The organism is Methanoregula sp., from assembly GCF_041645475.1.
GTDB lineage: Archaea > Halobacteriota > Methanomicrobia > Methanomicrobiales > Methanospirillaceae > Methanoregula.
Map to the genome: position 1 here is coordinate 24,969 of NZ_JBAZQA010000002.1, position 25,092 is coordinate 50,060.

A 25,092-nucleotide genomic window follows, 5' to 3' on the forward strand; every position below is an offset into this window, starting at 1 on the left:
CATTCATTCCGGCAGCTTGTTTTTCAGAAGCCGCACAAGCAGGGCTTTCTGGGCGTGGAGCCGGTTTTCCGCTTCGTCCCAGACAAGGCTCTGGCCCCCTTCCATCACTTCATCGGTAATTTCCTCGCCGCGGTGGGCCGGGAGGCAGTGCAGCACCCGGGCCTCCGGGGATGCAAGCTTCATGAGCGGGGCATCAACCGAGTAGTCCTTAAAGATCCGCACCCTCTCTTCCTTCTCGCCCTCGTCTCCCATGGAAACCCAGGTGTCAGTGACGATAACTTCTGCATCCTTGACCGCGATCTCGGGTTCCCGGACCAGGGTCACATTTCCCCCAAGGGCCCGGGCTTTGGCAACGATCTCCTCCGGGGGCTCGTAGCCTTTGGGCGTTGACACGGTCACGTTCAGGCCGGTGAGGACGGTTGAGAGGATTAAGGAGTTGCAGACATTGTTCCCGTCCCCCACCCACGTAACGTTCAGCCCCTCAACCGAGCCGAAGTGCTCCTGCATGGTCATGATATCCGCAAGCAGCTGGCAGGGATGTTCGAGATCGGAGAGGCCGTTGATGACCGGGATTGTTGCATATTTTGCATACTCTTCAATCGTGCTGTGCTTGTAGGCCCGGATCATCATGGCGGACACGTACCGGGAAGCTGCCCGGGCGGTATCGCGGATCTCCTCGCCCCTGCGGATCTGCATGTCGCGGGCATTTAAGAAAAGGGCATGCCCGCCCAGCTCGTTCATCCCGACTTCGAACGAGATATGGGTCCGGGTCGAGGACTTCTCAAAGATCATGGCAAGGGTTTTTCCGGCCAGCAGGAGATGGGTTGTTCCTGCCTTCTTCTGCCGCTTGAGCTGGTGCGCTTCCGAGAGCAGCTGTTCGAGTTCCTGCTCGTTGATATCGAGGATGGAGATAAAATCCTTCTTCATCGTAGCTCCTTCATGTGGGCGATCCGCCGGTCAAGCAGGGTGCGGGTGCCGATATCGGACCGGTGGAATACCCGGCCCCTTACGCCGGATGCTGCTTTTTCTGCGGACTGTTCCGCAGTTTCGAGCGTATCCCCGATACCAACGAATGCAAGGGTTCGCGATGACTGGGTGATCAGGTGATCGCCTTTCTGCTCCACGTTTGCATAATACAGGAGGGCTCCCGAACTGTTGCCAAGGGTCAGGGTCTCTCCCGCCCGAGGGGTGTCCGGGTAGCCTTCCGGTACAATATACTTGCATACCGTTGCCTGAGGCGCGAACGTGACCTGGGATTTCGAGAGCGAGCCTTCTGCTATCCGGCAGACGATCTCGGTGAGATCGGAGGACAGGAGAGAGAGGACGTTCATTGCTTCGGGATCGCCGAACCGGGCATTGAACTCAATGACCTTGGGGCCGTCTGCGGTATTCATGAACTGCCCGTACAGGATTCCCTTGTAGGGCTGGCCGGTCCGGCTCATGGCGGCAACAACCTCCTTCATGATATCCAGCGCCCGGTTGTAATCCGACCGGCTCACAAAGGGAAGCATGTGGTCCGGGAGGGAATAGGATCCCATTCCCCCCGTGTTGGGGCCAGTGTCGCCTTCATACGCCCGCTTGTGGTCCTGCACGAGCGGCATGGGCACGAGATGGTTGCCGTCAACGAATGCCTGGAGGGTGAACTCCTCGCCGAGCAACCGCTCTTCGATGACAGCCTCCCCGTTAAGGGACCGGACATACGCGATAGCGCCAGCCCGGTCAACCTGCTCTCCCATGATGCGGACGCCTTTTCCGCCGGTCAGGCCGATAGGCTTGACCACGACATCATCCTCGTAATTCTGGATGAATGCGACCGCGTCATCGTTCGAGTGGAAGATGCGGTACATCGGGCAGCCGGCGATCGTGTGACGGTTCATCATCTCGCGGCAGAAGCCCTTGTCGGTCTCGAGCCTGGCTGCCGCCCGGGTCGGGCCTACTGCCGGAATGCCGGCCTCTTCAAGAGCATCGACAATCCCTGCTTCGAGCGGGGCTTCCGGGCCGATGAAGGCACAGTCTGCCCCGCTCTCCTTTGCAAAGGCCACCACACGGGCAGTATCCGTCTCTTTTACGAGCAGGGTTTTTTGGGCAAGCGCCGCAATGCCGGGATTCTGTTTGGCCATAACCGAAATAATCCCGGTCTCCGGGTTGCGGGCAAGGGCAACAGCTATCGCATGTTCCCTTCCTCCCCCGCCCACAACAAGTACTTTCATGATCCTTCCTATTGTACGCCCGTATTACAAAGTCCTTACTGTTTTAAGAGCTCGCTCACTTTCACGAGCGGGATGAGCTGCACGTCGTGATCTCTGAGCTTGGACTCTGCACCCTGCTCGCGATCAACGACCGTTACTACCCGTCCTGCGCTGGCCCCGGCTGCCCGGAGGATATCAATACCGTACATTGCCGAGCCACCGGATGTGGTGACATCCTCGATGAGCAGCACGTTACGGCCTTTGACCCTGCCGATGATCAGTTCTTTTTTCCCGTGATCTTTTCCGGAGGAACGGATGATTGCGTACGGTTTTTTGGCAGCAAGCGCCACGGCCACCGCAAGGGGAACTCCCCCGACCGCAACTCCAGCAACGATATCGAACTCGTACGATTCCGAGACAACCCGGGCAATGGCAGAGAGGAGGTCCGGGTTGGTTACGGCAGTTTTCACATCAATGTAATACGGGCTTTTCACGCCGGATGCGAGCGTGAAATCGCCAAACTCTATCGCCTTGTACGAGACAAGCATGTCAGTTAATTTGTTCACCATGGTACCTCCTTGACTTTGAGAAGATAGCCGATAATATTGGTTGCCCGGTGGAGGATGGGCGTAAGTATGAGAATGAGGATAAAGGCTGCAAGTGTAACCTGGGCAAAGAGCCAGGACGGGTCAATGACGAGCAGGAGCAGAAATGCCCCAATAACGAGGTCATACATATCTGCGAGAGGCCACTTGGATCCCCGCTCTTTACCTAACCGCCGCTTGAAGAAACTCTTGCACAGGTCGCCCAGGAGGGCCCCTGTGGCAAGCAGGGAGATAGAGAGGAGTGTGTGAGCCGGGAGATACGTGAGGCTGAAGACTGCCTGGGCCTGGATCTGGAGTAGTCCGATGACAACGCCGGCAAGAATGCCCGCAACAAGTCCCCGGTAGGTCTTCCCGTCACCAAAAAGGCGGCGCCCGTCCGAAAAATTCCTCCCGAGATCTATGGGAGTCCCGCCGCCAAAAAGTGCAGCAACGGGATTGGGGATATACGCCGGCAGCATGATCCAGATGGCCGAAAGCAATGCTATTATGAAGAAGTCAATACTAATAATGTAGCACTCCGATACCTCTAATAAAGAGCAGTCAAAAAGATTAAGGTTACTCAACAACCAAAAAGTATTTGATAATCTTCAAACGGGTGGACATCAATGCTGATAAAAAAGACACGGGGTCTTTGCCCAACATGCAATTCCGTCCTCGATGCGGAAATTGTCGAGGAAGAGGGGAAGATCTGGCTGAAACGGACCTGCCCGGAGCACGGAACCTTCCGGCACTTGTACTGGTCGGATGCTCGGATGTATCATCGGTTCGAAGAGTACGATGCCGTGGGAAAAGGGGTCACGAACCCCCAGAACCCGGATGCTCCTCTGAACAGCTGTCCTACAGCCTGCGGGCTGTGCAGCAACCATCATTCCGGGACCCTTCTTGCCAACATCGACCTGACGAACCGCTGCAACCTGGATTGCGATTTCTGTTTCGCCAATGCACGGGCCTGCGGTTTTGTGTACGAACCGGAATTTGACGACGTAGTCAAGATGCTGCAGGTGCTCAGGGACGAAAAACCGGTCCCGGCCCCGGCAGTGCAGTTCTCGGGTGGCGAGCCCACCATGCGCGACGACCTGCCGGAGATCATCCGGAAGGCAAAAGCCATGGGCTTTCCCCAGGTGCAGATTGCAACAAACGGCGTGCGGATATCAAAGGAGCCGGAGTTCCTCCAGCAGCTCAAGGATGCCGGTCTCAACACGGTCTACCTCCATTTCGACGGGGTGACTCCGGCCACGAACCCGTTCCTGAAGATCCACTTAAAAGCGATCGAGAACTTCAAGAAAGTCGGCATGGGCATTGTCCTTGTCCCGACCGTGATCCGTGGCAGGAACGACAAGGAGCTCGGCGATATCATCCGCTTTGCCATTGAGAACATCGCCGTTATCCGTGGCGTGAACTTCCAGCCGGTGGCGTTCACCGGTGCGGCAAGCGACGACGATCTCCAGAAATCCCGGATCACTATCCCCGACGTTGTCCAGGAGATCGAGAACCAGATGCCGGGTCTCCTGAAAAAGGACGACTTCTACCCGGTTCCCTGCGTGCTTCCCTTCTCGGACCTTGTCGAAGCCTATACCGGCCGCCCCCAGGTCCGGTTCACGGCCCACCAGCACTGCGGTGCTGCGACCTACGTCTTTATCCAGGAGAATGGGAGCATCGTTCCGGTGAACCGGATGGTGGATGTGGACTCGTTCTTCGAGACTATCGAGCATATGGCCGAGACGCTCAAGAAAGGCGGTACCCTCAACAAGTACAAGGCGCTTCTCGAAGGGGTCAAGAGCATGCACGACTCCGTCAAGAAAGGGGAGCAGGGCAATACCACGGAGTTCTGGAAGATGATCGGGAAGACCTTAATCGGCCAGAACTTCGAGGCGCTAAGGGAGTTCCACTGGAACGCGCTCTTCATCGGCACCATGCACTTCATGGACAAGTACAATTACGATATCGACCGGGTCCAGCGCTGCTGCATCCACTACGCCACGCCGGATGGCAAACTCATCCCCTTCTGCACCTACAACAGCGGGCCGGTGTACCGCGAACAGGTCTGGAAGAAGTACGCAAAGAAGCCGGAAGAGTAAGAACCTCCTTTTTTTATACGATTTATTTTTCATTCGCTGCTGCGATGCCCCCACGGCAAACGCCTTGCCGGGTTTTGCTCCACTTGCTTACTGGTATTCATCCTTGAAACTCCCAAAACCGCCGCGAGGACACTCCCGGGGGGCAGCGGTGTGCATCGCACATTCCCCTGATGGGTGGGGGGCCCCCATTGAGACCGCAACGTCTTCACGCCATCACCAGCCCCCACCCCCACACCCCATGGGGGGGTTTTGCCCCCCCGCGATAGGGCTTCCGGCGTAAGAACTGGCATTTTTGTCACATGTACATGCGATAATCGCATGTACATCCAACTGTCGCATGTACATGTTACTGCAATTTTTCGCCCTGCGAGCCATGTTGGCAGGGGGGTCCACCCCCCGCCCCAAAAAAGACAGCGGATCGGATCCGGCAACCGGCCGGGAATCTTCTGGTCACGTATGGAAAGCGCAAACAGATACGGATACACTTTCCTGTGCACCAATCCAGCCCGGAGATTTCACCCTCTTTAATCCGGATCCCCCTTACGGGAACGGCAGATCGATTCCTGTCCCGTACCGCATTGCAAGGTGTGCGATTGCCAGATCCTGGATGGCAAGACCGGTCGAGTCAAAGATCGTTATCTCGTCGGGCCGGTCCCGCTTCTTCTTCCCGATAACAACCTCCCCAAGCGTTCCTGCAATCTCATCCTTACGGTACAGGTCTTTCTGTATCGGGACATTGATCTCACCGGAATGGACTGCCTGGGAATAATCGTCAACAAAGACCCGGGCCCGGCGGAGCAGCGCCGGGTCCAGCTCTTCCTTGCCGGGTGCATCGGCCCCGATGGCATTGATGTGGGTTCCCTCGTGCACCCATTCACTCTTAACGATTGGCGAGCGGGAAGGGGTGGTTGTGACAATCACCTCCGCATTGCAGGCTTTTTCTATGGATACGGCCGAACAGTCGAACCGGCTCCCCAGTTTTTGTGCGAACGCTCCGGCATGGGCAGGATTCCGGCTCCAGACACGGATCCTGTCGATGATCATTTCCTCCGCGGTTGCCAGAACCTGCGCTTCCGCCTGGCGACCGGTTCCCACGACCCCGAGGGTAATCGCCTTTTTCGGGGAAAGATACTTGCAGGCAACTGCCCCGGCAGCCCCGGTCCGGAGGTCGGTGAGTTTCGTTGCATTGATAACCGCCACCGGCATTCCCGTGGCAGGATCGAGGATGACGGTCAGGGCCATCACCGTGGGAAGACCCCGGGCAGGATTTTCCGTATGGACGTTGACGATCTTGACCCCGGCGATTGCAAGCGAGGGAAGATATGCGGGCATAGTCCGGAAATCCCCGGCAGGGAGGGTCACGTACACCTTGGGGGGCATCTGGACAAGGCCGTTCCCGTGATCGGCAAACGCAGCCTCCACAATGCGGTTTATCTCGCCAGGATCAAGGATCCTCCCGGTATCGGGGATATACTGCATGAGCGAGTATCAACGCTCATGCAATTTCAAGATATGGACGGTCCCCTGTCCACAGGGATAAGAACAGGATCATGCGGGAAGAAACGGGAAATGGAATGAATGAAAAAAATTACTGGCAGTCCATCTCTTTTAAGGTTTTATCGGCAAGTTCCTTCATCCGGGCCGAGATCCGGCTTGAAGACGTGTAATCCACTTCTTTCATGGCATTGGCGATCTCGGTGCCGAGGACGAAGATCGCGTACTTGTGCTCCATCTTGCTCTTATGCTGCTGCGAGGGGGTGATCTTCAGGGCGCTGTACTGGGTGAATTTCAGCTCGGGATTAAGTTCTTCGAAATAATCCTTCACCTCGTACAGCATTTGGTGGAGATTGATCAGTTCCTCTTTGTGCATAGCATCACTCCAGACAGTAACATGGTCTGGAACAACATAAATAAATTTGTGTGAGGGGAATTACGACCCCATCTTCATGAGCCGGATCGTCAGGGGCCGCTTGATAATTCCCTTGAAATCCCTTGCTGCCACGTACGAGAGCCCTTTCCAGACCAGGCGGTCTAAGAGTTTCTGGTCAACCGGGCGGTCGACGACAAGGCCGGTCGCCGATCCCTCGATGGTCTCGATGGCTTTTTCTACCTCTTCGGAGCGCAGTTCCTTGACAACGGTCATATCATCGGCCAGGAACCGGGCCATATTGTGGCCCCTGACATCATCCATATGATCCCGGAGGCTCAGGGGCCCGTCGGAACTGTCCCGCACGCGCTTTGGAGCCGGCGTGTGCCGGGTCTTTCGCTCATGCGATTCCTCCTCGTCAGGAAGTGTCCGCTGGATCTTCAGGTCCGCGGGAAGCTCGGCCGATCCCTCAAAGTACTGGTCGCGGACATATTCGACCGGCACCTTGTTGCGGAGGGTCTTGATGACCTCCTTCCGTGTCATGTCCTCTACGCTCTTTCCCTTGGGCGAGAAGGCAACAAAATCGATATCCGCTACCTGGAGGAGTTCTCTGAGGATCAGTTCCCCGCCGCGGTCGCCGTCGAAGAAAGCCGTTGTCGTCTTCTTCTCGCAGAGTTCGACTACGGTTTTTGGGATGTTGGTGCCTTCAACGGCAACAGCATTCTTGATCCCGTACCGCAGGAGGTTGATGACATCGGCCCGGCCTTCGACAATAATGACGGCATCGGAATCGAGAACATTGGGACCTGCCGGTACCCGTTCCTCCCCGATTGAGCCGATCTTCTCGATCCTTAAGCTCTGCCGGACATCGTCCAGCAGCTCGTCGCTGTCGATCGCCCCGTCCTCGAACCGCTCGATGAGGATCTCTTTTGCCCGCTCAACGATCAGCTTCCGCTTGCTGACCCGGATGTCCTCGATAGAGGCCACAACAACGTGGGCAACGCAGGGACCAACACGGTCGATCATCTCAAGCGAGGCCGCAAGGATGGCGGTCTCTGCCCGGTCAAGCGAGGAGGAGATCAGGATCTCCCCTTTCGTCTCTCCTTTCTTGCTGGTTATCTGGACGTCGATTCGTCCGACACGCCCCGTTCTCTGGAGATCCCGCAGGTCAAGGTCTTCGCCGAGTAACCCTTCAGTCTGCCCGAATATGGCACCGACTACGTCAGGTTTCTCGACCACCCCCTCTGCAGTGAGGCTGATGTGAATAAGGTACTTGGTAGTATCTGGTGAATACACGTAAACGCACCCCCATGGATCATGCGGTGAATGAAATGCCTGATCATAGGTATACGACATATATATCCTGTGGAATTACTTAAAAGGTGGCCTGGGGGCGGGCAGGCGGAATACGGGAAAACAGGGAAGAACGTTCCGTTTTTTGGAAAATCCAATGTATTCTATCCGGGAACAGATATGAATTCAGAAGCGTGACTGCACCTTTTCGAGCACAACGGATCTGGACTGGCCGGCAATGAGCAGTTTTTTCTGGGAGGATAGTGCCCCGGCCTGGATACTGACCGATGATGCAGGAATATCAAGCATTTCCGCAACCAGGCTGATGATAGCCCGGTTCGCTTTCCCGTCAACCGCTTCTGCGGATACCCGGCAGCCTATAGTCTTGCGCCACGCATTGTACCCGTCAGGAAAAATGTTCTTCTTTGCGCCGGCGGTCACTTCGATTGCCAGGATGACTCCCTGCCGGTTTTCCAAAACAGCATCGGCAATGTCTGGCATACCGTTCCCTGCAAATTGAGAAATGTTGCCCGGTTTTAACGCACGTGGATCATAAGTGGCTGTTGCCGTTCTTCACCGGTGTTTAAACCCAACCGGGCGTATGCCTGTCGCGCAACCGGGTTGTCCCATGGTTCATATCCAGACGCTTGTCAATCGATCGCCCGGGGACCTATGGATGCGCTGTATCGGCACCATCCGTTTCTTTTTCCCGCTATATAGCACTTCGGTACGGGTCACCTGTGTCCCGTGGAGGCAGGGCTACCCGGGGCTGTACCCGTTCCCGGGCATCCACCGCGGGGTTCCCGGCAGGAAATCCCCGTTGTTGAAAACAACCTGGCCCTCCATGACAACTACCATTGGAAAAACTGCCGGCATACCTTCGAACGGGGTCCAGCCGCATTTGCTGTGGAGGTTGTCGGCGCTAATCCGGACCGGCTCCCTGGGGTACAGGGCAAAATCCGCCCGGTTGCCCGGTGTGAACCCTGCGGCAGGGATCCCCATCAGGAGCGAGGGCGTGACGGCGGTTTTGAGGATCACGTCGGATAAGGAAATCCTCTTTTCAAGAACTTCTGCAAGGAGGAGGGGGACCATGGTCTCGACCCCGGGGACACCGGAAGGGGCTGCGGGGAAAGCGACATTCTTCTCGGATTTTGTGTGGGGGGCATGGTCGGACGCAATGACATTGATCTTATTCCACCGGGTCCAGAGGTTCTCCCGCTCCGCGCTGCTCCGGAGCGGGGGGTTCATCTTGGCAAACGTGTCGGTGCTGCCGAACCGGTCATTCGAGAGGAAGAGGTGATGGGGCGTAACTTCAACCGTACCTTTGGCGGCATCAATGGAGGCGCCGGTGCTCATGTGGCAGAAGTGGAGCCGGCAGCTGCGGGTATTGCACCGGGTCACTGCTTCCACGGCCCGCAGTTCGCCTGCCGGGGATCGGAGGGCGTCATGGGATGAGATGGTGTCATCCTCTCCCGGGCTCACCTCCTCTGCATGGATGGTGGCGAGCGCCCCGAGAGCGCTGATCTGCCCGAGGGCATCCTCAAGCGCGGTTTCATCGACTGCATCGCCATAGCTTGACGGGGCAAAGAAGGTCTCGCCAAATGCGGTTGCGCCGGCTTCCCACATGTCGGAAAACGGAGTATCGCGGGTAACCCCGCTGTTGATGGCGAAATTGCACAGCGAGTGCTCCCGTGCATCCGCCACCCGGTTCCGGAACGAATCAGGATTTGTTATGGGGGGAATGGTGTTGGGCTGGTCCACAACAACGGTCACTCCCCCGGCAAGAGCGCTCCGGCTCCCGGTTCCCCAGTCCTCCTTTGCCGACTGGGATCCCCCTCTCATATGCACATGGATATCGACAGCTGCCGGGAGAACCATAAGGCCCGTACAATCAAGGGTCTGGTCTGCCTGCCCCCCCGCCCCGATGTGGCCGACAACGCCGTTGCGGATCTCGACATCCCCGGTACGGCCGCCGGGGAGCGCGACATTTTTGAGCACGAGGGACGGGCGGTTTTTCATGGTTCTTCTCTTGTCTGCATGAGATTATAGCGGTGATGTCCGGGGCTGCAGGGTTCAATGCAGGATGCGGGCACAGATAACTATTCAATACGCGTTGGCTAATAATTGCTTATTATACTGCCGGCATGCCTGCAGCATGCCGGGGGGCTTTGAGTTATGGACCGGATCATCAAAATTACCCTTGGGATATTTATCATCATCCTCGTAGCGTTCGCCGCGGTTTTCGTGTACAACGGTTACGTTGAGAACGCGTACAGGTCATCGCTGTCGAGCACCTACACCTATTCCTGCACATTTGGCACGGATTCCCCCTTGTACAACGTGACATTGTTCATCCCGCTCCCGGCAAACAGGGCCGGGAATTCTCCGGTTGTCAACCAGTTCAGCGCGTTCCAGGTACCCGGTGTGCCGGATACCTGGAAGACCGTCATCATCGGCTCGGACAAGATGACGATGCTCAAAGTCACCACGCCTGCCATTATTCCCCCTGCCGGGACCAGCGCAAAAAATCCCTATCTCATCCGGTTCGGGACGGAAGTGAGCACAAAAGGGCCCATTGACACGGCCAATCCTGTCCTGGACAGCGCCATGTTCCGCCCGGTCAAGATTACCGGAACCTCCGAATGCCCGAAAGGTTCGGCCGGGACTTCCTGTATCTCCTATTATACCACATCGTTCTATGCGGATTATACCGCAAACCCGGACGCCGAAGTAACCTTTGCCTCGGAGCTTGTTGGGAAAAATACCTGGAAGATCTTCGAGCCAAAGTCCAACGAGTACCGCACCGGAATAAACCTCCTGCTGTTCGGAGAGAACCACGGGTGGACCGCAGCAAAGGGATCCCTTGAGAGCGGTATCGGGATCTACGATGCTCCCGTACTGCCCTCCTGATCAGTTTTTGAGATTCCCCTTTTTTGTTCTGACTTTTTGTTCTGAGTATGAATACCGGTAAACCCCACAGTACTGCACTCATGGAATCCACCACCAATCCCCGGCAAAGAGCCTCTGTCCGACCCGGACTTATTGTTGAGATCATCCTCAAACAGGACCAGCGCAGTGGCAGGCGGACACGGGGGGTTGTGCAGGAGATCCTGACCAACTCATCGTTCCATCCCCACGGGATCAAAGTGCGTCTTGCTGATGGCCAGGTGGGCAGGGTTGCGGCAATCCTGCCGGAAGAACCCGGTACGGACAAAAAATAGACAAATCCCCTGCGCAAGTTACGGGGAGAACCTGGCACCGCCCCCGCACGTTTTCTCGTTCCGGCATGACGGGATGAATCGCCAAACCTCAAATACAAGCAGAGAAAACCACAACCATCATGAAGATCCTCATTGCAGTTGCACCGGAAAAATTCCGGGACGAAGAGCTGGCAGAACCTGTTGCAGCATTGCAGAAAGCAGCTGTCGCGTTTGACATTGCCTCAACAAAGAGGGGAACCTGCACCGGGATGATGGGGGCAAAAGTGAATGCCACCCTGTCGTTCGAAGAGATCGATCCCAAGAAATACGACGGGCTCATCATTGTCGGGGGCTCCGGTTCCCAGGCACATCTCTGGGACGATGACCTCCTCAGCCTGCTGGCAAAATATTTTGCCGATTCCAGAAAAGTGGTTGGAGCTATCTGCTTATCACCGGTGGTTCTTGCCCGGGCCGGCGTCCTCAAAGGGAAGAAAGCCACGTATTTCAACAGCCCGGTCTCGTTCCGCGAGATGAAAGCCGGCGGAGCCGTCCTCGTTGACCAGCCGGTGGTCAGCGACAACCGGGTGATAACGGCGAACGGTCCTTCGGCCTCCAAAGCATTTGCCGAGACATTTGTCAAGGCACTTACAGCCGTAGAATGGTAACGATCCGGGTATCGGGTCCGGCATGAGGACGTATTTATTGTCTGCTCCGGGTCGGGACTGCAAAAGAACGGCCCGGGGTCCGGATATGCTTCCGGCTGGATAAAAGGAACAATAAAAGGAACAAAAATGGGAGGATTGGGATTCGAACCCAAGAACCACTAAGGACCGGATCTTAAGTCCGGCGGAGTTGGCCAGCTTTCCTATCCTCCCGCGGCTATCGGAACAATCTCTTTTTGCCCGGGTCTTTTTCCGGCTTGCCTTGCCGGCACATCTGCCCCCGTGCTCTAAAGTATTATCCCTTCAAGCCAAAAAACAATTCCCTCCTATTCACCTGGTTCACCGGGAGTCTGCTGTATGCGTGCCCGTGTGCCGGTCACTGCAGGATCAGATGACAATGCGGGACTGCCCGGGATGGTATTGTGGAGCCCTCCGTCGCAAGCCGGAACGATATGTTTTAAAAAGGTTGCCGAAGTACTGAGTGTGAACGATCGGGACGGAATAACTGCACATGACTGATCTCCAGGTATCCGGATGGGTGGAATACGAAGGAAAGATACTCGGACTTCCCGAGATCGATCTTATCTGCCACACCCGGAAAGAGCAGATCCTCCGGTTCGGCGGGGAGTTTTACCTTGCATGGGACGGGTGCAGTGCCCGCGACTGTTTTGGGGTTATGGAAGGAACCGGCCCCGCAGGAACGCTGCTCTGCAATGGCGAGCGGATCGGGTCGATTGAACCCCGGTTTTCCCCCATGCCGCTTGAGGAAGCTATCGTTACTGCCGTACAGCTGCGCAGCACCGAGGGGGTTGTCGCACTCTCGGGGGGCGTTGATTCCACGCTTGTCGCGTTCCTGGCACAACGGGAATGCGTTGCAGTGGGAATTGAAGGATCCCACGATCTCGCGCAGGCAAAGAAAGCAGCCGGGGTGCTCGGACTCTCCTGTACCTATGTAACCATCTCCGAAACGGATCTCGAAGAGGCATTGCCTGAGGTTATCCGGACCATCCCGAAAAAGGACCCGGTAAGTACCGGCATTGCCCTCACCCAGTTCTTCATCACCCGGTGGGCGGGCGAGAACGGGTACCTGCGGATCATCACCGGGCAGGGTGCCGACGAGATCTTCGGGGGCTACTCCCGCTATCTCGAATCAGCCGATCTCGAAGCCGACCTGGAGCGCGATTTCCTCGGGCTCGAACAGCAGGCCCGGCGCGACCAGGCAATCGCGGCCCTCCACGGCACTTACCTCTCCATGCCCTATCTGGATGCCCGGGTTGTGCGCGCTGCCCGGGCAATCCCGGCTGCGGACAAAGTACAGGGTGGCCGTCGTAAGATTCCCTTAAGAACGGTCGCAGAACAGTATATTTCAAAAGATCTGGCCTGGTACGAGAAGAAAGCCATGCAATACGGGAGCGGAGTGTACGGGGTACTCCGGAAGCTTGCCCGCAAAAACGGTTATAAAACGTCCATGCAAGATTACATAGACCACATCAGCAGGGTGGACCATGGTCAGTGAAAAAGACGTACAACATATCGCGGAACTTGCCGATATCGGCATCATTCCGGAGGAGCTGGGCACTTTTACGCACCAGTTCAACGCAATTCTCGAATATTTCGATACGCTCGACCGTGTGCCGGGCGAGACTACCTTCACGCACGATCTCTTCAATGTCCTGCGCGAAGACGTTGTGGAACCGTCGCTTCCAAGGGATGAGGTGCTGCGCAATGCACCGGCACAGGAAGACGGGTTCATCAAGGCGCCGAGGGTGATGTAATGGCCGGGCAGATCACGTTCGAGCCGGATGACCGGTACAACGCGTTCCTGAAAATCTGCAAAACCGCCCCCCACGGTTCGGGAAAACTCGCCGGTGTTGCCGTTGCCGTCAAGGATAATATATCCACGCAGAATATCGAGACAACCTGCGCCTCGAAGATCCTGAAAGGGTACATTCCTCCCTATGACGCCCACGCGGTCGGACTCCTCAAAGCCGCCGGGGCAGCCATTGCCGGCAAGACCAACATGGACGAGTTCGGCATGGGAACCACCACGGAAAACTCTGCTTTTGGCCCCACCCTCAATCCCTGCGACACCGGCCGCGTGCCGGGCGGTTCAAGCGGCGGCAGTGCTGCGGCAGTTGCAGCCGGCATGGTCCGGATGGCGCTCGGTACCGACACCGGCGGATCGATCCGGTGCCCCGCAGCGTTCTGCGGCATTGTCGGCTTAAAGCCAAGTTACGGGCGCGTCTCCCGGTACGGCCTCATCGCGTATGCAAACTCGCTCGAACAGATAGGACCCATGGGAAAGACGGTGACGGATGTATCGGATCTCATGGGCGTCATTGCCGGGTACGATCGCCATGATTCCACCTCCCGCGACAAGCCCTATGCCCACACCCCCAGGGCTGACATAAAGGGACTCCGGATCGGTATCCCGCAGGAATATTTCGGAAAAGGCGTTGACCCGCAGGTTGCCGCTGTTGTCAGAAAGGCAATCGGGCGCCTCGAGGAACTCGGCGCAGCAACCATTCCCTGCAGCATCCCGTCCATGGAATACGCCCTTGCCTCATACTATGTCACCTGCACCTGCGAAGCCAGCTCCAACCTGGCCCGCTTCGACGGGGTCCGGTACGGTCCTGCCGCAGATACGAAGAAGTCGTGGCACGACGCTTACCAGGAAGTGCGCCGGGACGGGTTCGGTCCCGAAGTACGGCGGAGGATCATGCTCGGCACGTTCGCCCTTACGAGCGGTTATTACGGGAAATACTATGCCAAGGCACAGATCGCCCGCGAGAATGTCAGGGCAGATTTCAACCGCATCTTTGCCGATGTCGACGTGATTGCCGGCCCGACCATGCCGACCATCGCGTTTCGGCTTAAGGAAAAGAGCGACCCGCTCTCGATGTACCTCGCCGATATCCTCACGGTCCCGGCAAACCTTGCCGGCATCCCGGCGATCTCGGTTCCCTGCGGCAAGTCGGAAGGAATGCCGGTCGGTCTCCAGATCATGGGCCGGATGTTCGAGGATGAGCGTATCGTCGATGTTGCCTATGCGTATGAACAGGCGGTGAACTGATCATGGTGGATGCAGAAGACCAGGTTATCGTTGGCCTCGAAGTCCACTGCCAGCTGGATACAAAGAGCAAGCTGTTCTGCGGATGTTCCACCGATTACCGGAGCGACGGCCCCAACACCCATGTCTGCCCGATCTGCCTCGGCCTGCCCGGCGTCATGCCGGCCCTCAACAAAAAGGCGATCCAGTACGCGATGCGGGTGGCAAAAGCCCTCAACTGCGAGATACTCAACGAATCCGAGTTCTCCCGGAAGAACTACTTCTATCCCGACCTCGACAAGGCCTACCAGATCACCCAGTACGACAAACCGCTGGCCGAATGGGGATACCTTGAGATCGAGAGCGACGAAGGCGGGGAGAAACGGGTGCGGATCACCCGTGTCCACGTAGAGGAAGACCCGGGAAGGCTCGTCCACATGGGAAACGTTGAGCGGGGCAAGTACTCGCTCGTGGATTACAACCGGGCGGGCATCCCGCTCATCGAGATCGTGTCCGAGCCGGACATGCGCTCCCCTAAGGAAGCCCGGAAGTTCCTCAACAAACTCCGCGCAACCTTAGAATACCTCAGTGTCTTTGACTCCGAGAAGGAAGGCTCGCTCCGCGTTGACGCGAACATCTCGATCAAGGGCAACGAGCGGGTGGAAGTGAAGAACATCACGTCCTACAAGGGTGTCGAGAAGGCACTCACGTTCGAAGTCACCCGGCAGAAGAACCTTGTGCGCCGGGGCCAGCGGATCGACCGCGAGACCCGGCACTTCCTCGAAGCCCGGGGAGTTACCCAGTCTGCCCGGAGCAAGGAACTGGAGAACGATTACCGCTACTTCCCTGAGCCCGACCTGCGCCCGCTCCGGGTCAAGTCCTGGGTCGAGGACATTGTCCTCCCCGAACTTCCGGATGCCCGGCGGGAGCGGTTCATGAAGGAGTACGGCTGCTCGCTCAATCATGCCCGCACCCTCACCGGCGAGCTCAAGCTCGCAAACTTCTTCGAGCAGGTGGTTGCCGCGGACAAGCCGGGCCTCTCGCCCCTTGCCTCCACCTGGATTGCCGACACCCTGATAGGTGAACTGAATTACCGCGACATGAGCCTGGATACCATCGACGCAGCCGGGTTCACCGGGCTTGTCCGGATCCTTAAAGCGGGCACCATCACTGACAAGAGCGGGGTGGATGTCCTGCGGGTCATGCTCGACCAGCGCCAGAAAGGCGAGACCCTTGAGACGGCAGAAGGGATTGTGAAGCGGCTGAACCTGGCAAAGACAACCGGGGATGCCGGTGCGATCACCGCGGCAATCCAGGAGGCAATCCGGGAAAACCCGAAAGCCCTTGAGGATTACCGGAGCGGCAAGGCCGGGGCGATCAATTTCCTTGTCGGGCAGGTCATGAAGAAGACCCGCGGGAAAGCCGATCCGGCAGAACTGAACAAGCTTCTCTTAGAAGCGCTCAAAGCCATGGGGGTGTAACTGCCGTGCACCTGATTGTTGCGGAAAAGAATATCTCGGCACGGCGTATTGCCCAGATTCTCAGCGGCGGGAAGAAAGTTTCCGAGAACAAGGATGCCGGCGTATCCACGTACAGTTACGGGGACACCATGACCATGGGGCTCCGGGGCCACGTTGTCGAGATCGACTTCGAGCCGGGCTACCAGAACTGGCGCAGCGACAAGTACACGCCGCGAAGTCTCATCGATGCCAAGACCATCAAGATCCCGACCGAGCGCCGGATCGTTGCCCTGCTCCAGAAGCTGGCAAAGAAAGCCGACCGCGTCACCATTGCAACGGACTTTGATACCGAAGGGGAACTGATTGGAAAAGAGGCCTTCGAGCTTGTCCGGGCCGCAAGCCCCAAAGTCCCGGTTGACCGGGCACGGTTCTCCGCTATTACGGAACAGGAACTTACCCACGCATTTTCCAACACCACCGAGCTGGATTTCGCCCTTGCTGCGGCGGGGGAAGCCCGGCAGTCCATCGACCTGATGTGGGGTGCATCCTTAACACGGTTCATCTCCCTTGCAGCCCGGAGGGGTGGCCAGAATATTCTCTCGGTCGGAAGAGTGCAGACCCCGACGCTCGGGATGATCGTTGACCGGGAGAAAGAGATCGATGCCTTTGTCCCGGAAAAATACTGGCAGCTCTCGCTCTTAACCGAGAAGTCCGGGGAGGCCATTGAGGCCCGGCACACGAACGGCAGGTTCCATGAAAAGGCCGTTGCAGAAGCGGCCCGGGACCGGACAAAGGCCCCGCTTGTCGTGACCGATGTCAAGTTCGGCAGCAAGCAGGACCGGGCGCCATCGCCATTCGATACAACAACGTACATTGTTGCGGCGGCCCGGCTCGGGTTCTCGGCCGCAAATGCGATGCGGATTGCCGAAGACCTGTACATGAACGGTTTCATCTCGTACCCGAGAACCGACAATACCGTGTACCCGCCATCGCTTGACCTCAATGGCATCTTAAAAACGATCAGTAACTCCCCGTTTCGAAAAGACGTGGAGTGGGTGATGGCAAACCGCCGGGCCGAACCCACGCGGGGCAAGAAATCCTCGACCGACCACCCGCCGATCCACCCGACCGGGGGGGCAACCCGGGAAGCACTCGGCGACGACATTTTCAAGATCTACGAGCTCGTGCTCCGCCGGTTCCTTGCAACCCTCTCGCCCGATGCACAGTGGAAGACCCTCAAGATCCTCTTCAATGCAGGAGGAGAGGAGTACACAACAACCGGCGGGCAGCTCATTGAACCCGGGTGGCATACGGTCTACCCCTTCAGCGAGGCCCGCGAAATGCTCCTTCCCGCGTTCGAGACCGGGGAACACCTTCCGATAAAAAAGGTGCAGCTCGACGAGAAAGAGACCCAGCCGCCGGCCCGGTACACCCAGAGCAAGCTCATCCAGCGCATGGAAGAGCTGGGCCTTGGCACCAAGAGCACCCGGCACGAAGTGATTGCAAAACTCGTATCCCGGAAATATGTTGAGGGCAATCCCCTCCGCCCGACCCTTGTTGGCAGGGCGGTTACCGAGACGCTGGAGCAGCACGCGGATGCGATCACGAAACCCGACATGACCCAGACGCTCGAAGCGCACATGCAGCAGATCAAGGAGAGCAAGCGAACCCGGGAGGATGCCATCCGGGAATCGCGGGAGATGCTGCACCATGCCTTTGACCAGCTCGAAGCAAACGCGCAGGTGATAGGCGACGACATCCGGGACCGCACCGCCGAGGAGATGAACCTTGGCAAATGCCCGGTCTGCGGCGGAACCCTCGCAATCAAGCACCTGCGGGGAAACACCCAGTTCATCGGGTGTTCACGGTATCCCGAATGCAGTTTCAACATCGGGCTTCCCATGGCCCAGTGGGGTTTTGCCGTCCGCACGGACGAAGTCTGCGACAAGCACCAGCTCAATTTTGTCCGGCTCATACGGAAAGGGGCACGCCCCTGGGACATAGGCTGCCCGCTCTGCCACCACGTCAACTCCAACAGCGAGTCGCTTGCCGAGATACCCTCCCTTGACGAGAACCTGGCAAAAAAGATCCGGGCGCAGCATATTTACACCGTTGCCGAACTGGCACGCAGTGCTCCTGACGTGCTGGCAAAGAAACTGGAACTCCCAATAGACAAGGCAGAGCGGCTGATCCGTGACGCCGAGACCGTCCTTGCCACCCTCCGGCGCCGGTCCGAATGCCGCAAGTTCCTGCGCGAGAACCTCATCCCGAGAAAAGGGCGCAGCTACTCGAAGATCATGGGCTCCCTGAAAGAATCGGGGATCTCTGAACTCTCGGGCCTTGCAAAGACCGATATCGCGAGCCTGAAGAAAGCCGGGATCGGCGAGGGAGAAGCAGAAACCCTCCTCCTTGAAGCCAAAAAAATCTACCATGGCCAGATCCTAAAAGAGATCGGTATCCCCGCAGTAAGCCTGAAAAAATACCTGGCGGCCGGGATCATGGAACCGGAATCCTTCTGCACCCACACGCCTGCAGCTCTCGGGGACCTTACCGGCATGTCACCGGCAACCGTCCAGAAACATGTTGAGATGGTCTGCACATACCTTGGTAAGCCGATGCCTAAAAAAATCTCAAAGATCCAGATTGAGAAAGGCAAAAAAGAACTCCTTTCCATCCGGGGACTCACTGAAACGATCCTTGGGAAGCTGTTCCAGGCCGATATCGTCAACGGTGACGCCCTGCTGGCAGCAGATGTTGCAGGTGTTGCCGCAGCAACCGGGATACCTGAACAGAAATTAAAGGATTTCCAGAAACTCTGCCAGAAAAAGAGAGAAACTTCCGTTATCCAGCTCTAAAAAAAGAGCCGGATCATTTATTCAGGGCAAGCTGGATTGCAACCCGCAGGTCATTATTATTAAAAAATCTTCACGATAAACGCCCCGTATTTTATCTTTTTCGCCCATCCAAGGGATACCGTTTAAGGGTATGGAATTCCAAAAGGTACAGTGATTGTGATGAAGTGGAAAGACTGGGTTCATGTGACCAAACTCGATCCCGACAAACAGCTGAGACCCGGTGATATCGACGCGATTGCCGCGAGCGGCACCGACGCTCTCATGCTCTCCGGCACGCTGAACGTTACGGAGGAAAACCTTGCCGCACTCTTAAAACAGGTCAAGGCCTACGACCTCCCGCTGGTCATGGAGCCCGCAGGACCGGAAGCGGTCCTGACAAAAGGCATAGATTATGTTTTTGTCCCGAGCGTCCTGAACACCACCGACGTCCAGTGGATTGTGGGCAAGCACCGTGCCTGGGTGCAGATGCAGAGCGGGAAGATTCCCTGGGAATACATTGTTCCCGAAGCCTACATTGTCCTCAACCCAAACTCCTCGGTGGGGAAAGTGACGAGGGCGGTCTGCGATCTCAAGGCCGACGAGGTTGCCGCATATGCGACTGTTGCCGACCACTACTTCCATTTCCCGATCATCTACCTTGAATACAGCGGCACCTTTGGCAACCCGGAGGTTGTGAAGGCCGCTTCAGAAGCCGTCGACAAGGCAATCCTGTACTATGGCGGCGGGATCAACTCTGCGGAGAAGGCTGCGCAGATGGGAAAATATGCCGACACGATCGTTGTGGGAAACGCCGTGTATGACCAGGGCGCCGGTGTCCTGAAAGCAACCGTTGATGCGGTCCAGTAACTTTTTTTTATGCCCGAGATTGATATCGTTCTTGTCGAACCTCTCTACGAGGGAAATGTCGGGTTTGCCGCCCGGGTTATGAAGAACTTCGGCTTCACCCGCCTCGTGCTCATCAACCCGTGCAAGCTGGGCAATGAAGCGGATGGCCGGGCGTCCCATGCGTACGATGTGCTCCACGCAGCAGAGGTCTGCACGATTGAGGATGTTTTTGCCCGGAGCAACATCGTCATCTCGACCACCGGGGCCGTGAGCAAATCGGTCTGCCACGCCATGCGGATGCCGTTTTATTCCCCGAAGGAACTCCGCGAGCGGATCAAGGACGTTGACGGCCGGATCTCGATCCTGTTCGGGCGCGAGAACTGGGGCCTCAACAACGCGGAGGTCAAGCGGAGCGACATGATCTGCACCATCCCGACCCACGAGGAGTACCCGATCCTCAACCTGTCGCATGCCGTGGGGGTTGTCTGCTACGAGCTCTCGAACCTCCCGCTGCCGGAGATCCGGCTCGCGCCACCGGGGGATATGAATCACCTCTACCGGCACGTTGACCGGTACCTGGACGAGATCCATCACCCGGAGTTCAAGCGGGAGAACACGATGATCCTGATCCGGCGGGTTCTCGGCCGGGCCAACCTGACCATCCGGGAGGCAAGCACCCTCCACGGGCTCCTGCGCCGGAGCGAATGGCATATCGACCCGGCGCTGCTGGACCGGGACCGGACGGGGACATCGAATCTGCGGGATGCCGGGGAAGAGAAAGGGGAGCGGTAGACACTATAAAATTCATTTGTCAGCAGTATACGCGTTCAACATTGCTCGGAACATCTTGCCGTGATTGGGATATTTTAAATGAAGCAATTCATGCACAATAATTTTTTTCCGCTCGTCTTTGGATTGGCGTAAAATTGCCGGGTCAAAGGTCAGCCTGCCCCTGCTTGAACAGCTCGCCAACTTGTTCTTCATTTTCCGCAGGTGAATTTCTTTGATTTCAACCTTGCAGGTCTTCGCCCATCCTCCAACAGAACGTTTGAAAAATTCCGGTGAGATCATATGACTGCCCGTTTGAGAACACTCATGATCTGATCAACGATCTTTTTGATCTCTTTGACATCGCGGATTCCGGATTGCAGGATAACCGTGTACAGTTCCTGTTTCACATCACGGGCCTGTTGTTCACTGTTTCTCCAGTGAGGATGGTGGTTGAGGACATTCTTCATTTCATGGGCTTTTGTTTCCGGATCGCTGATACTGGTTTTGTTAAGGATCCAGAAAATTGAAAATTCTTCTATCGGGATATTGCGCTTCTCCTGTTCAAGCCGGGCGGCATTGATCTCTTCGAGAATGGTTTTAAGTTCGGCTAATGTTTCCTGCGTGGTTTTCTGGCGGTCCTTGTAGAGCTGGATCACCGCATCCGCCTTTTCACTGATGGAAAGAAGGTACGGTGAATCTTCCGTATGTTTCCGTACGAGATTGGCAATCCCTTTGCTGAGATTGAACACCTTCTCGATATCAGAGACCGGCTGCTCTTCAATATACCGGAGGACTTTATCGTTGATCTCGTAAATTCCGTCGGGTGAACCGATCTCACTGCTTAATGTATGATCCTGGACAAGTCGTGCGATCTTACGGGAGAATTCCCGGTCAACGGAGATGCCGGGGTCAAAGTTTTCCCGCACCATACGGTACATTTTCGCAAGCGTATCCACGTCATCGATGTATGGTCTCAGGAATGCATCGGGAGAAAGGATTTCATAAATGTCCGAAAGTTCGTGGAAGAATGCATAGAAGGTATGGCGGATCTCTTCATTCAGGAAATGTTCAAGCACTGCTTCGACCGCCTTGTCCCGAGTCTTTCCTTTGGCAAGCCCGAGGTACTGCTGTGCTTCCCGTGTCATCAGCCGTGTGAACCGGGCTTTGAGTACGTCAAGGTCATTTACGATATTCTCGATATCGCTGGAGTCGAAAGCGAGGGCTTTTTTGAGATTGTTGAAGATCCCGACAATGTCGAGCACGAACCCTGCGGGTTTCCTGTGTCCTTCATCGTCTTCATAGGGCCGGTTCACCCGGGCAATGGCCTGGAGGAGGACATGATCCCGCATGGGTTTATCGAGATACATGCAGTAGAGGACCGGGGCATCAAACCCAGTGAGGAGCTTTTCGGTGACGATGAGGATCTTCGGGTTTTTCTCCGGGCTCCGGAATGCCTTGCGGATGCGTTTCTCTTCATCTTCAGCATGATAGTATGTGCGAAGGTCTACGCGTTCATTGCCTTCATCCCGGGGATTCGAGCTGTAGACAACCTCCGAATATTCCGGGGGCAGATGTTTATCGAGTTCCTTTTTGTAGAGCGCACAGGCTTCCCGGTCAACGGCAACCAGGAACGCCTTGTACCCCATAGGCTCTACGTTGTTCCGGAAATGTTCTGCCACGAACTGTGCCACCTTCGGCACCCGCTCGGGGCTCTTCATCATGTTCCGGAGGTTGACTGCTTTTTCAAGAACCTTGTTGAGTTCCGCGACATCGCTGATCCCTTCCGCTTCGGCAAGGTCAAGGAATTCCTTTTCAAGAGTCCGCCGGTCAACGAGCAGGTCATTGGGAGCGAGCGTGTAGTGGAGCGGGACCGTGGTGCCATCGCTGATGGACTCTGCAATGCGGTACCTGTCGAGATAGCCGTGAGGGGGATCGTCGCGCCCGAACGTGATGAACGTCCCCTGTCCGTACGCGGTCTTATCGATGGGGGTGCCGGTGAATCCGATGTAGGTGGCATTCGGGAGAGCACCCATGAGGTAGTTGCCCAGCGTGCCGGTGGTGGTACGGTGGGCTTCGTCCACGAGAATGAAGATCGTGTCCCGGGTATTGATCTTTTCCGGCATCCCTTCGAACTTGTGAATCATGGAGACGATGAGGCCCCGGTGATCGGAGGCAAGAAGTTTCTGAAGTTCCCGCTTGCTCTCTGCGACTTCGACATTCCCGATGCCGGCAGCGGTGAGATTGCCGAAGAGCTGTGTTTCGAGTTCGTTCCGGTCCACGAGCAGGATCACGGTCGGGCTCTCAAAGACCGGTTCGCGGAGGATCTTCTGCGCCGCCACTATCATCGTGTAGGTCTTGCCCGATCCCTGCGTATGCCAGACAAGGCCGCGTTTCTTTCCGGCATCCCGTGCCCGCCCGAGCAGCTTATCGACAGCCCGCATCTGGTGCTGGCGGAGCACGACTTTCTTTAACTCTTCATCCTGCCGGGTGAAGAGGATCCCATCGGTGAGCAGCGTGAGAAAACGTTTCCGGTCACAGAAGGTTTTGACCAGTGTCTCGTAATCCCCGCCGGCTTCATCCTTCCAGTTGAAGAGCGTCTTTTTCGAAGTGTTCCAGGTGGCGCTGTAATAGTACCGGATGATGTGGGTGAGAGCATAGAGCTGGAGGACCGCGAGCAGCTCGGGGCATTCGCGATGGTAGCGCCGGATCTGGTCGAGAGCTTCAGCAATGCCCTCTTTCTTGTGGGCGGCCTTGGCCTCTACGAAAAAGACCGGGATGCCGTTGACGAGGAAGACCACATCCTCGCGGATGGTCTTTGAACCGTTCGTGAACGAGAACTCATCGGTGATGTGGAAAGTGTTGTTCTCAATATCATCGGTGTCGATGAACCGGACATCCCGCTCCCGTTTCTCTGCCGGGACAAATATCGTTTTTACTCCTTTGAGAAATTCCCATGCAATGAGGTTGCCTTCAATGGTGGGGGGAATACGCCCGATCCGTTTCGCGAGTTCGGTGGCGAGCTCGCGGGTCATGAAGGAATTGTTGAGCCGGATTATCTGGTCGATGAAAAGATCTTTGAAAAGGATGCCGGTGGGGCCGCCTCTTAGCTTTGTGGCTTCATCCTTCGGGACATATTCCCACTTTGAATATTCGGCATAGGCAATGAACGGATTCTGTACTGAGCCGCGCTCACCGCCGAGTGTCATGTATCACTCCTCTTCCGGAACAAGGATCCAGATTCGTTTTAATGGAAGGTCCGCTTTGATCTCATCTGGGATTTTATCGTAATAGGTCTGGATCATCTGAATGAGATCATCGGCATTCCAGAGTCGGATCTCGAAAAATTTTGTTGATGTTTCTTTTGGGACCGTCCCGCTATAGCCGCCCCATGATACCAGCAAGCCATGTTCGGCCTGGAAATTCTTCATGACCCCCTGCAGTTCCCGGACAATCTTCACATCACACGGACTGTCACTGGACTTGACCTGAACAACCAAACGGGGATGATCAAATCCGAGCGGACCTTTTCCTGCGATGATATCGACACCTCCATCAGCGCCAGGTTTTGCGATACAGATAGTATACCCCTGTGCCTCAAGTATGGCGCCAACGAGCCGGGGTAAATCATGGCCCCGGAATTTCCTGCTGATAAGATCCCGGAGCTGGTCGGTTGCCATTTCCTCAATATCGAGAACGAGAGCAACATCCCCCTCGCCTTCTGCGGGTTTTTGCCCATCAATCTTTCTTTTCACCGAGGGGGTCTTTCCCTCCAGCAATTCCTGGATCCGCTCTTCAGCATTATTCCGGTGAATCCGGCACACGGTCATGAAGGCACCAAGCGAATAGAGGAGATCCTGATCGAACTTGTCGCGGGGGATCTCTTTTACCCAGTCAACCTTGCGGCAGTGGCGTGCATTCTCCGGAAAATCCTTGTGATAACTGTAAGGTCCGGCAATCTTACCGAATGCAATAGCAGCCCTGCTCTTCAACGGCATCGCGATAAGATCACCGATCTCCATGCCATGCAGAAACGGCCAGATCTGGCTTTCCCAGTTGATATGCGTCTTAGGTTTATCATCGGGAAATGTTTTTTCAAGGAGCGCCCGCAACTGATCCCGGGTCTCGATTTTCGAGAGGTCCGGCAATTCATTCCAGCCGATGACGGCGACTTTATTTTCAAGGGCAAACTCTTCCCGTTCACCGTACCGGCCGCTGCGAACCATCCAGAGGGTCATAGT

The 25,092-nt window shown here is 56.5% G+C and carries 23 protein-coding genes and 1 tRNA gene; 11 read left to right on the forward strand and 13 right to left on the reverse strand.

Going from position 1 to position 25,092, the window contains the following annotated elements; translation table 11 throughout:
• Nucleotides 1-3: 3 nt before the first annotated feature.
• Genes argF through WC598_RS02050 form a run of 4 tightly spaced genes read right to left on the reverse strand, consistent with a single transcriptional unit; the run spans nt 4 to nt 3,252 of the window.
• Nucleotides 4-927 (reverse strand): ornithine carbamoyltransferase, encoded by a 924-nt coding sequence (argF, locus tag WC598_RS02035; RefSeq protein ID WP_372959800.1) that lies wholly within the window; start codon nt 925-927, stop codon nt 4-6.
• A complete protein-coding gene (gene purD, locus WC598_RS02040) occupies nt 924-2,210 on the reverse strand; it encodes a phosphoribosylamine--glycine ligase (protein ID WP_372959801.1) in 1,287 nt (428 codons plus the stop codon). Before purD ends, argF begins: the two co-directional genes overlap by 4 nt.
• 35 nt (nt 2,211-2,245) lie before the next feature.
• Complete coding sequence (gene pyrE, locus WC598_RS02045; protein WP_372959802.1) at nt 2,246-2,758, reverse strand: orotate phosphoribosyltransferase; 513 nt, start codon at nt 2,756-2,758, stop codon at nt 2,246-2,248.
• On the reverse strand, nt 2,752-3,252 hold the full coding sequence (locus tag WC598_RS02050) for a CDP-2,3-bis-(O-geranylgeranyl)-sn-glycerol synthase (RefSeq protein WP_372959803.1): 501 nt from the start codon (nt 3,250-3,252) through the stop codon (nt 2,752-2,754). Before WC598_RS02050 ends, pyrE begins: the two co-directional genes overlap by 7 nt.
• Before the next feature lie 147 nt (nt 3,253-3,399).
• Here WC598_RS02050 and tes point away from each other — a divergent pair, with 147 nt between their 5' ends.
• On the forward strand, nt 3,400-4,872 hold the full coding sequence (gene tes / locus WC598_RS02055) for a tetraether lipid synthase Tes (protein WP_372959804.1): 1,473 nt from the start codon (nt 3,400-3,402) through the stop codon (nt 4,870-4,872).
• 540 nt (nt 4,873-5,412) lie between these two features.
• Here the strand turns inward: tes and WC598_RS02060 are convergent.
• The 5 genes from WC598_RS02060 to pyrC all read right to left on the reverse strand — a co-directional run bounded on the left by WC598_RS02060 (nt 5,413) and on the right by pyrC (nt 10,051).
• Nucleotides 5,413-6,351: an ornithine cyclodeaminase family protein gene (locus WC598_RS02060; RefSeq protein ID WP_372959805.1), complete on the reverse strand. Its 939-nt coding sequence runs from the start codon at nt 6,349-6,351 to the stop codon at nt 5,413-5,415.
• A 109-nt stretch (nt 6,352-6,460) separates the two neighbouring features.
• Complete coding sequence (locus tag WC598_RS02065) at nt 6,461-6,742, reverse strand: UPF0058 family protein (protein WP_372959806.1); 282 nt, start codon at nt 6,740-6,742, stop codon at nt 6,461-6,463.
• Nucleotides 6,743-6,802: 60 nt separating this feature from the next.
• The gene (dnaG, locus tag WC598_RS02070) at nt 6,803-8,035 is read right to left on the reverse strand and encodes a DNA primase DnaG (protein ID WP_372959807.1); all 1,233 of its coding nucleotides are present in this window, start codon (nt 8,033-8,035) and stop codon (nt 6,803-6,805) included.
• Between the two features lie 183 nt (nt 8,036-8,218).
• Nucleotides 8,219-8,533 (reverse strand): DUF167 domain-containing protein, encoded by a 315-nt coding sequence (locus WC598_RS02075; RefSeq protein ID WP_372959808.1) that lies wholly within the window; start codon nt 8,531-8,533, stop codon nt 8,219-8,221.
• 258 nt (nt 8,534-8,791) lie between these two features.
• Nucleotides 8,792-10,051: a dihydroorotase gene (pyrC, locus tag WC598_RS02080; protein WP_372959809.1), complete on the reverse strand. Its 1,260-nt coding sequence runs from the start codon at nt 10,049-10,051 to the stop codon at nt 8,792-8,794.
• Nucleotides 10,052-10,207: 156 nt separating this feature from the next.
• On the opposite strand from pyrC, the gene WC598_RS02085 reads away from it, so the two are divergent.
• The 3 genes from WC598_RS02085 (at nt 10,208) to WC598_RS02095 (ending at nt 11,897) form a co-directional block, all read left to right on the forward strand.
• Nucleotides 10,208-10,942 (forward strand): hypothetical protein, encoded by a 735-nt coding sequence (locus tag WC598_RS02085; RefSeq protein WP_372959810.1) that lies wholly within the window; start codon nt 10,208-10,210, stop codon nt 10,940-10,942.
• Between the two features lie 80 nt (nt 10,943-11,022).
• Nucleotides 11,023-11,253 carry a YwbE family protein gene (locus tag WC598_RS02090; RefSeq protein WP_372960073.1) on the forward strand — a complete coding sequence of 77 codons (231 nt, stop codon included), beginning with the start codon at nt 11,023-11,025 and terminating at the stop codon, nt 11,251-11,253.
• Between the two features lie 119 nt (nt 11,254-11,372).
• Nucleotides 11,373-11,897 carry a DJ-1/PfpI family protein gene (locus WC598_RS02095; protein ID WP_372959811.1) on the forward strand — a complete coding sequence of 175 codons (525 nt, stop codon included), beginning with the start codon at nt 11,373-11,375 and terminating at the stop codon, nt 11,895-11,897.
• Between the two features lie 127 nt (nt 11,898-12,024).
• Here WC598_RS02095 and WC598_RS02100 read toward each other — a convergent pair.
• Nucleotides 12,025-12,107 (reverse strand) — tRNA-Leu (locus WC598_RS02100).
• A gap of 298 nt (nt 12,108-12,405) precedes the next feature.
• Here WC598_RS02100 and WC598_RS02105 point away from each other — a divergent pair.
• The 7 genes from WC598_RS02105 (at nt 12,406) to WC598_RS02135 (ending at nt 20,875) form a co-directional block, all read left to right on the forward strand.
• Nucleotides 12,406-13,410 carry an asparagine synthase C-terminal domain-containing protein gene (locus WC598_RS02105; protein ID WP_372959812.1) on the forward strand — a complete coding sequence of 335 codons (1,005 nt, stop codon included), beginning with the start codon at nt 12,406-12,408 and terminating at the stop codon, nt 13,408-13,410.
• The gene (gatC, locus tag WC598_RS02110; protein ID WP_372959813.1) at nt 13,400-13,669 is read left to right on the forward strand and encodes an Asp-tRNA(Asn)/Glu-tRNA(Gln) amidotransferase subunit GatC; all 270 of its coding nucleotides are present in this window, start codon (nt 13,400-13,402) and stop codon (nt 13,667-13,669) included. Before WC598_RS02105 ends, gatC begins: the two co-directional genes overlap by 11 nt.
• Nucleotides 13,669-14,967: an Asp-tRNA(Asn)/Glu-tRNA(Gln) amidotransferase subunit GatA gene (gene gatA / locus WC598_RS02115; protein WP_372959814.1), complete on the forward strand. Its 1,299-nt coding sequence runs from the start codon at nt 13,669-13,671 to the stop codon at nt 14,965-14,967. The genes gatC and gatA overlap by 1 nt, the downstream gene beginning before the upstream one ends.
• 2 nt (nt 14,968-14,969) lie before the next feature.
• A complete protein-coding gene (gene gatB, locus WC598_RS02120; RefSeq protein WP_372959815.1) occupies nt 14,970-16,424 on the forward strand; it encodes an Asp-tRNA(Asn)/Glu-tRNA(Gln) amidotransferase subunit GatB in 1,455 nt (484 codons plus the stop codon).
• A gap of 5 nt (nt 16,425-16,429) precedes the next feature.
• Nucleotides 16,430-19,258 carry a DNA topoisomerase I gene (locus tag WC598_RS02125; protein WP_372959816.1) on the forward strand — a complete coding sequence of 943 codons (2,829 nt, stop codon included), beginning with the start codon at nt 16,430-16,432 and terminating at the stop codon, nt 19,256-19,258.
• A gap of 159 nt (nt 19,259-19,417) precedes the next feature.
• Nucleotides 19,418-20,104, forward strand: a complete 687-nt coding sequence (locus WC598_RS02130) for a phosphoglycerol geranylgeranyltransferase (RefSeq protein ID WP_372959817.1) — start codon at nt 19,418-19,420, stop codon at nt 20,102-20,104.
• A gap of 9 nt (nt 20,105-20,113) precedes the next feature.
• A complete protein-coding gene (locus WC598_RS02135) occupies nt 20,114-20,875 on the forward strand; it encodes an RNA methyltransferase (RefSeq protein ID WP_372959818.1) in 762 nt (253 codons plus the stop codon).
• Nucleotides 20,876-20,887: 12 nt separating this feature from the next.
• On the opposite strand, the gene WC598_RS02140 is transcribed toward WC598_RS02135, so the two are convergent.
• The 3 genes from WC598_RS02140 to WC598_RS02150 are packed head-to-tail and all read right to left on the reverse strand — an operon-like array spanning nt 20,888 to nt 25,089.
• Nucleotides 20,888-21,154, reverse strand: coding sequence for a M48 family metallopeptidase (locus tag WC598_RS02140; protein ID WP_372959819.1), 267 nt, complete (start codon nt 21,152-21,154; stop codon nt 20,888-20,890).
• Nucleotides 21,151-24,060 carry a type I restriction endonuclease subunit R gene (locus WC598_RS02145; protein WP_372959820.1) on the reverse strand — a complete coding sequence of 970 codons (2,910 nt, stop codon included), beginning with the start codon at nt 24,058-24,060 and terminating at the stop codon, nt 21,151-21,153. Before WC598_RS02145 ends, WC598_RS02140 begins: the two co-directional genes overlap by 4 nt.
• A 3-nt stretch (nt 24,061-24,063) precedes the next feature.
• On the reverse strand, nt 24,064-25,089 hold the full coding sequence (locus tag WC598_RS02150; RefSeq protein WP_372959821.1) for a restriction endonuclease: 1,026 nt from the start codon (nt 25,087-25,089) through the stop codon (nt 24,064-24,066).
• Between the last annotated feature and the right edge of the window lie 3 nt (nt 25,090-25,092).

Coding starts and splice junctions, on each gene's coding strand:
- argF (WP_372959800.1), bottom strand. CDS start 927: ATGAAGAAGGATTTTATCTCCATCCTCGATATCAACGAGCAGGAACTC.
- purD (WP_372959801.1), bottom strand. CDS start 2,210: ATGAAAGTACTTGTTGTGGGCGGGGGAGGAAGGGAACATGCGATAGCT.
- pyrE (WP_372959802.1), bottom strand. CDS start 2,758: ATGGTGAACAAATTAACTGACATGCTTGTCTCGTACAAGGCGATAGAG.
- WC598_RS02050 (WP_372959803.1), bottom strand. CDS start 3,252: ATGCTGCCGGCGTATATCCCCAATCCCGTTGCTGCACTTTTTGGCGGC.
- tes (WP_372959804.1), top strand. CDS start 3,400: ATGCTGATAAAAAAGACACGGGGTCTTTGCCCAACATGCAATTCCGTC.
- WC598_RS02060 (WP_372959805.1), bottom strand. CDS start 6,351: ATGCAGTATATCCCCGATACCGGGAGGATCCTTGATCCTGGCGAGATA.
- WC598_RS02065 (WP_372959806.1), bottom strand. CDS start 6,742: ATGCACAAAGAGGAACTGATCAATCTCCACCAAATGCTGTACGAGGTG.
- WC598_RS02075 (WP_372959808.1), bottom strand. CDS start 8,533: ATGCCAGACATTGCCGATGCTGTTTTGGAAAACCGGCAGGGAGTCATC.
- pyrC (WP_372959809.1), bottom strand. CDS start 10,051: ATGAAAAACCGCCCGTCCCTCGTGCTCAAAAATGTCGCGCTCCCCGGC.
- WC598_RS02085 (WP_372959810.1), top strand. CDS start 10,208: ATGGACCGGATCATCAAAATTACCCTTGGGATATTTATCATCATCCTC.
- WC598_RS02090 (WP_372960073.1), top strand. CDS start 11,023: ATGGAATCCACCACCAATCCCCGGCAAAGAGCCTCTGTCCGACCCGGA.
- WC598_RS02095 (WP_372959811.1), top strand. CDS start 11,373: ATGAAGATCCTCATTGCAGTTGCACCGGAAAAATTCCGGGACGAAGAG.
- WC598_RS02105 (WP_372959812.1), top strand. CDS start 12,406: ATGACTGATCTCCAGGTATCCGGATGGGTGGAATACGAAGGAAAGATA.
- gatC (WP_372959813.1), top strand. CDS start 13,400: ATGGTCAGTGAAAAAGACGTACAACATATCGCGGAACTTGCCGATATC.
- gatA (WP_372959814.1), top strand. CDS start 13,669: ATGGCCGGGCAGATCACGTTCGAGCCGGATGACCGGTACAACGCGTTC.
- gatB (WP_372959815.1), top strand. CDS start 14,970: ATGGTGGATGCAGAAGACCAGGTTATCGTTGGCCTCGAAGTCCACTGC.
- WC598_RS02130 (WP_372959817.1), top strand. CDS start 19,418: ATGAAGTGGAAAGACTGGGTTCATGTGACCAAACTCGATCCCGACAAA.
- WC598_RS02135 (WP_372959818.1), top strand. CDS start 20,114: ATGCCCGAGATTGATATCGTTCTTGTCGAACCTCTCTACGAGGGAAAT.
- WC598_RS02140 (WP_372959819.1), bottom strand. CDS start 21,154: ATGATCTCACCGGAATTTTTCAAACGTTCTGTTGGAGGATGGGCGAAG.
- WC598_RS02145 (WP_372959820.1), bottom strand. CDS start 24,060: ATGACACTCGGCGGTGAGCGCGGCTCAGTACAGAATCCGTTCATTGCC.
- WC598_RS02150 (WP_372959821.1), bottom strand. CDS start 25,089: ATGACCCTCTGGATGGTTCGCAGCGGCCGGTACGGTGAACGGGAAGAG.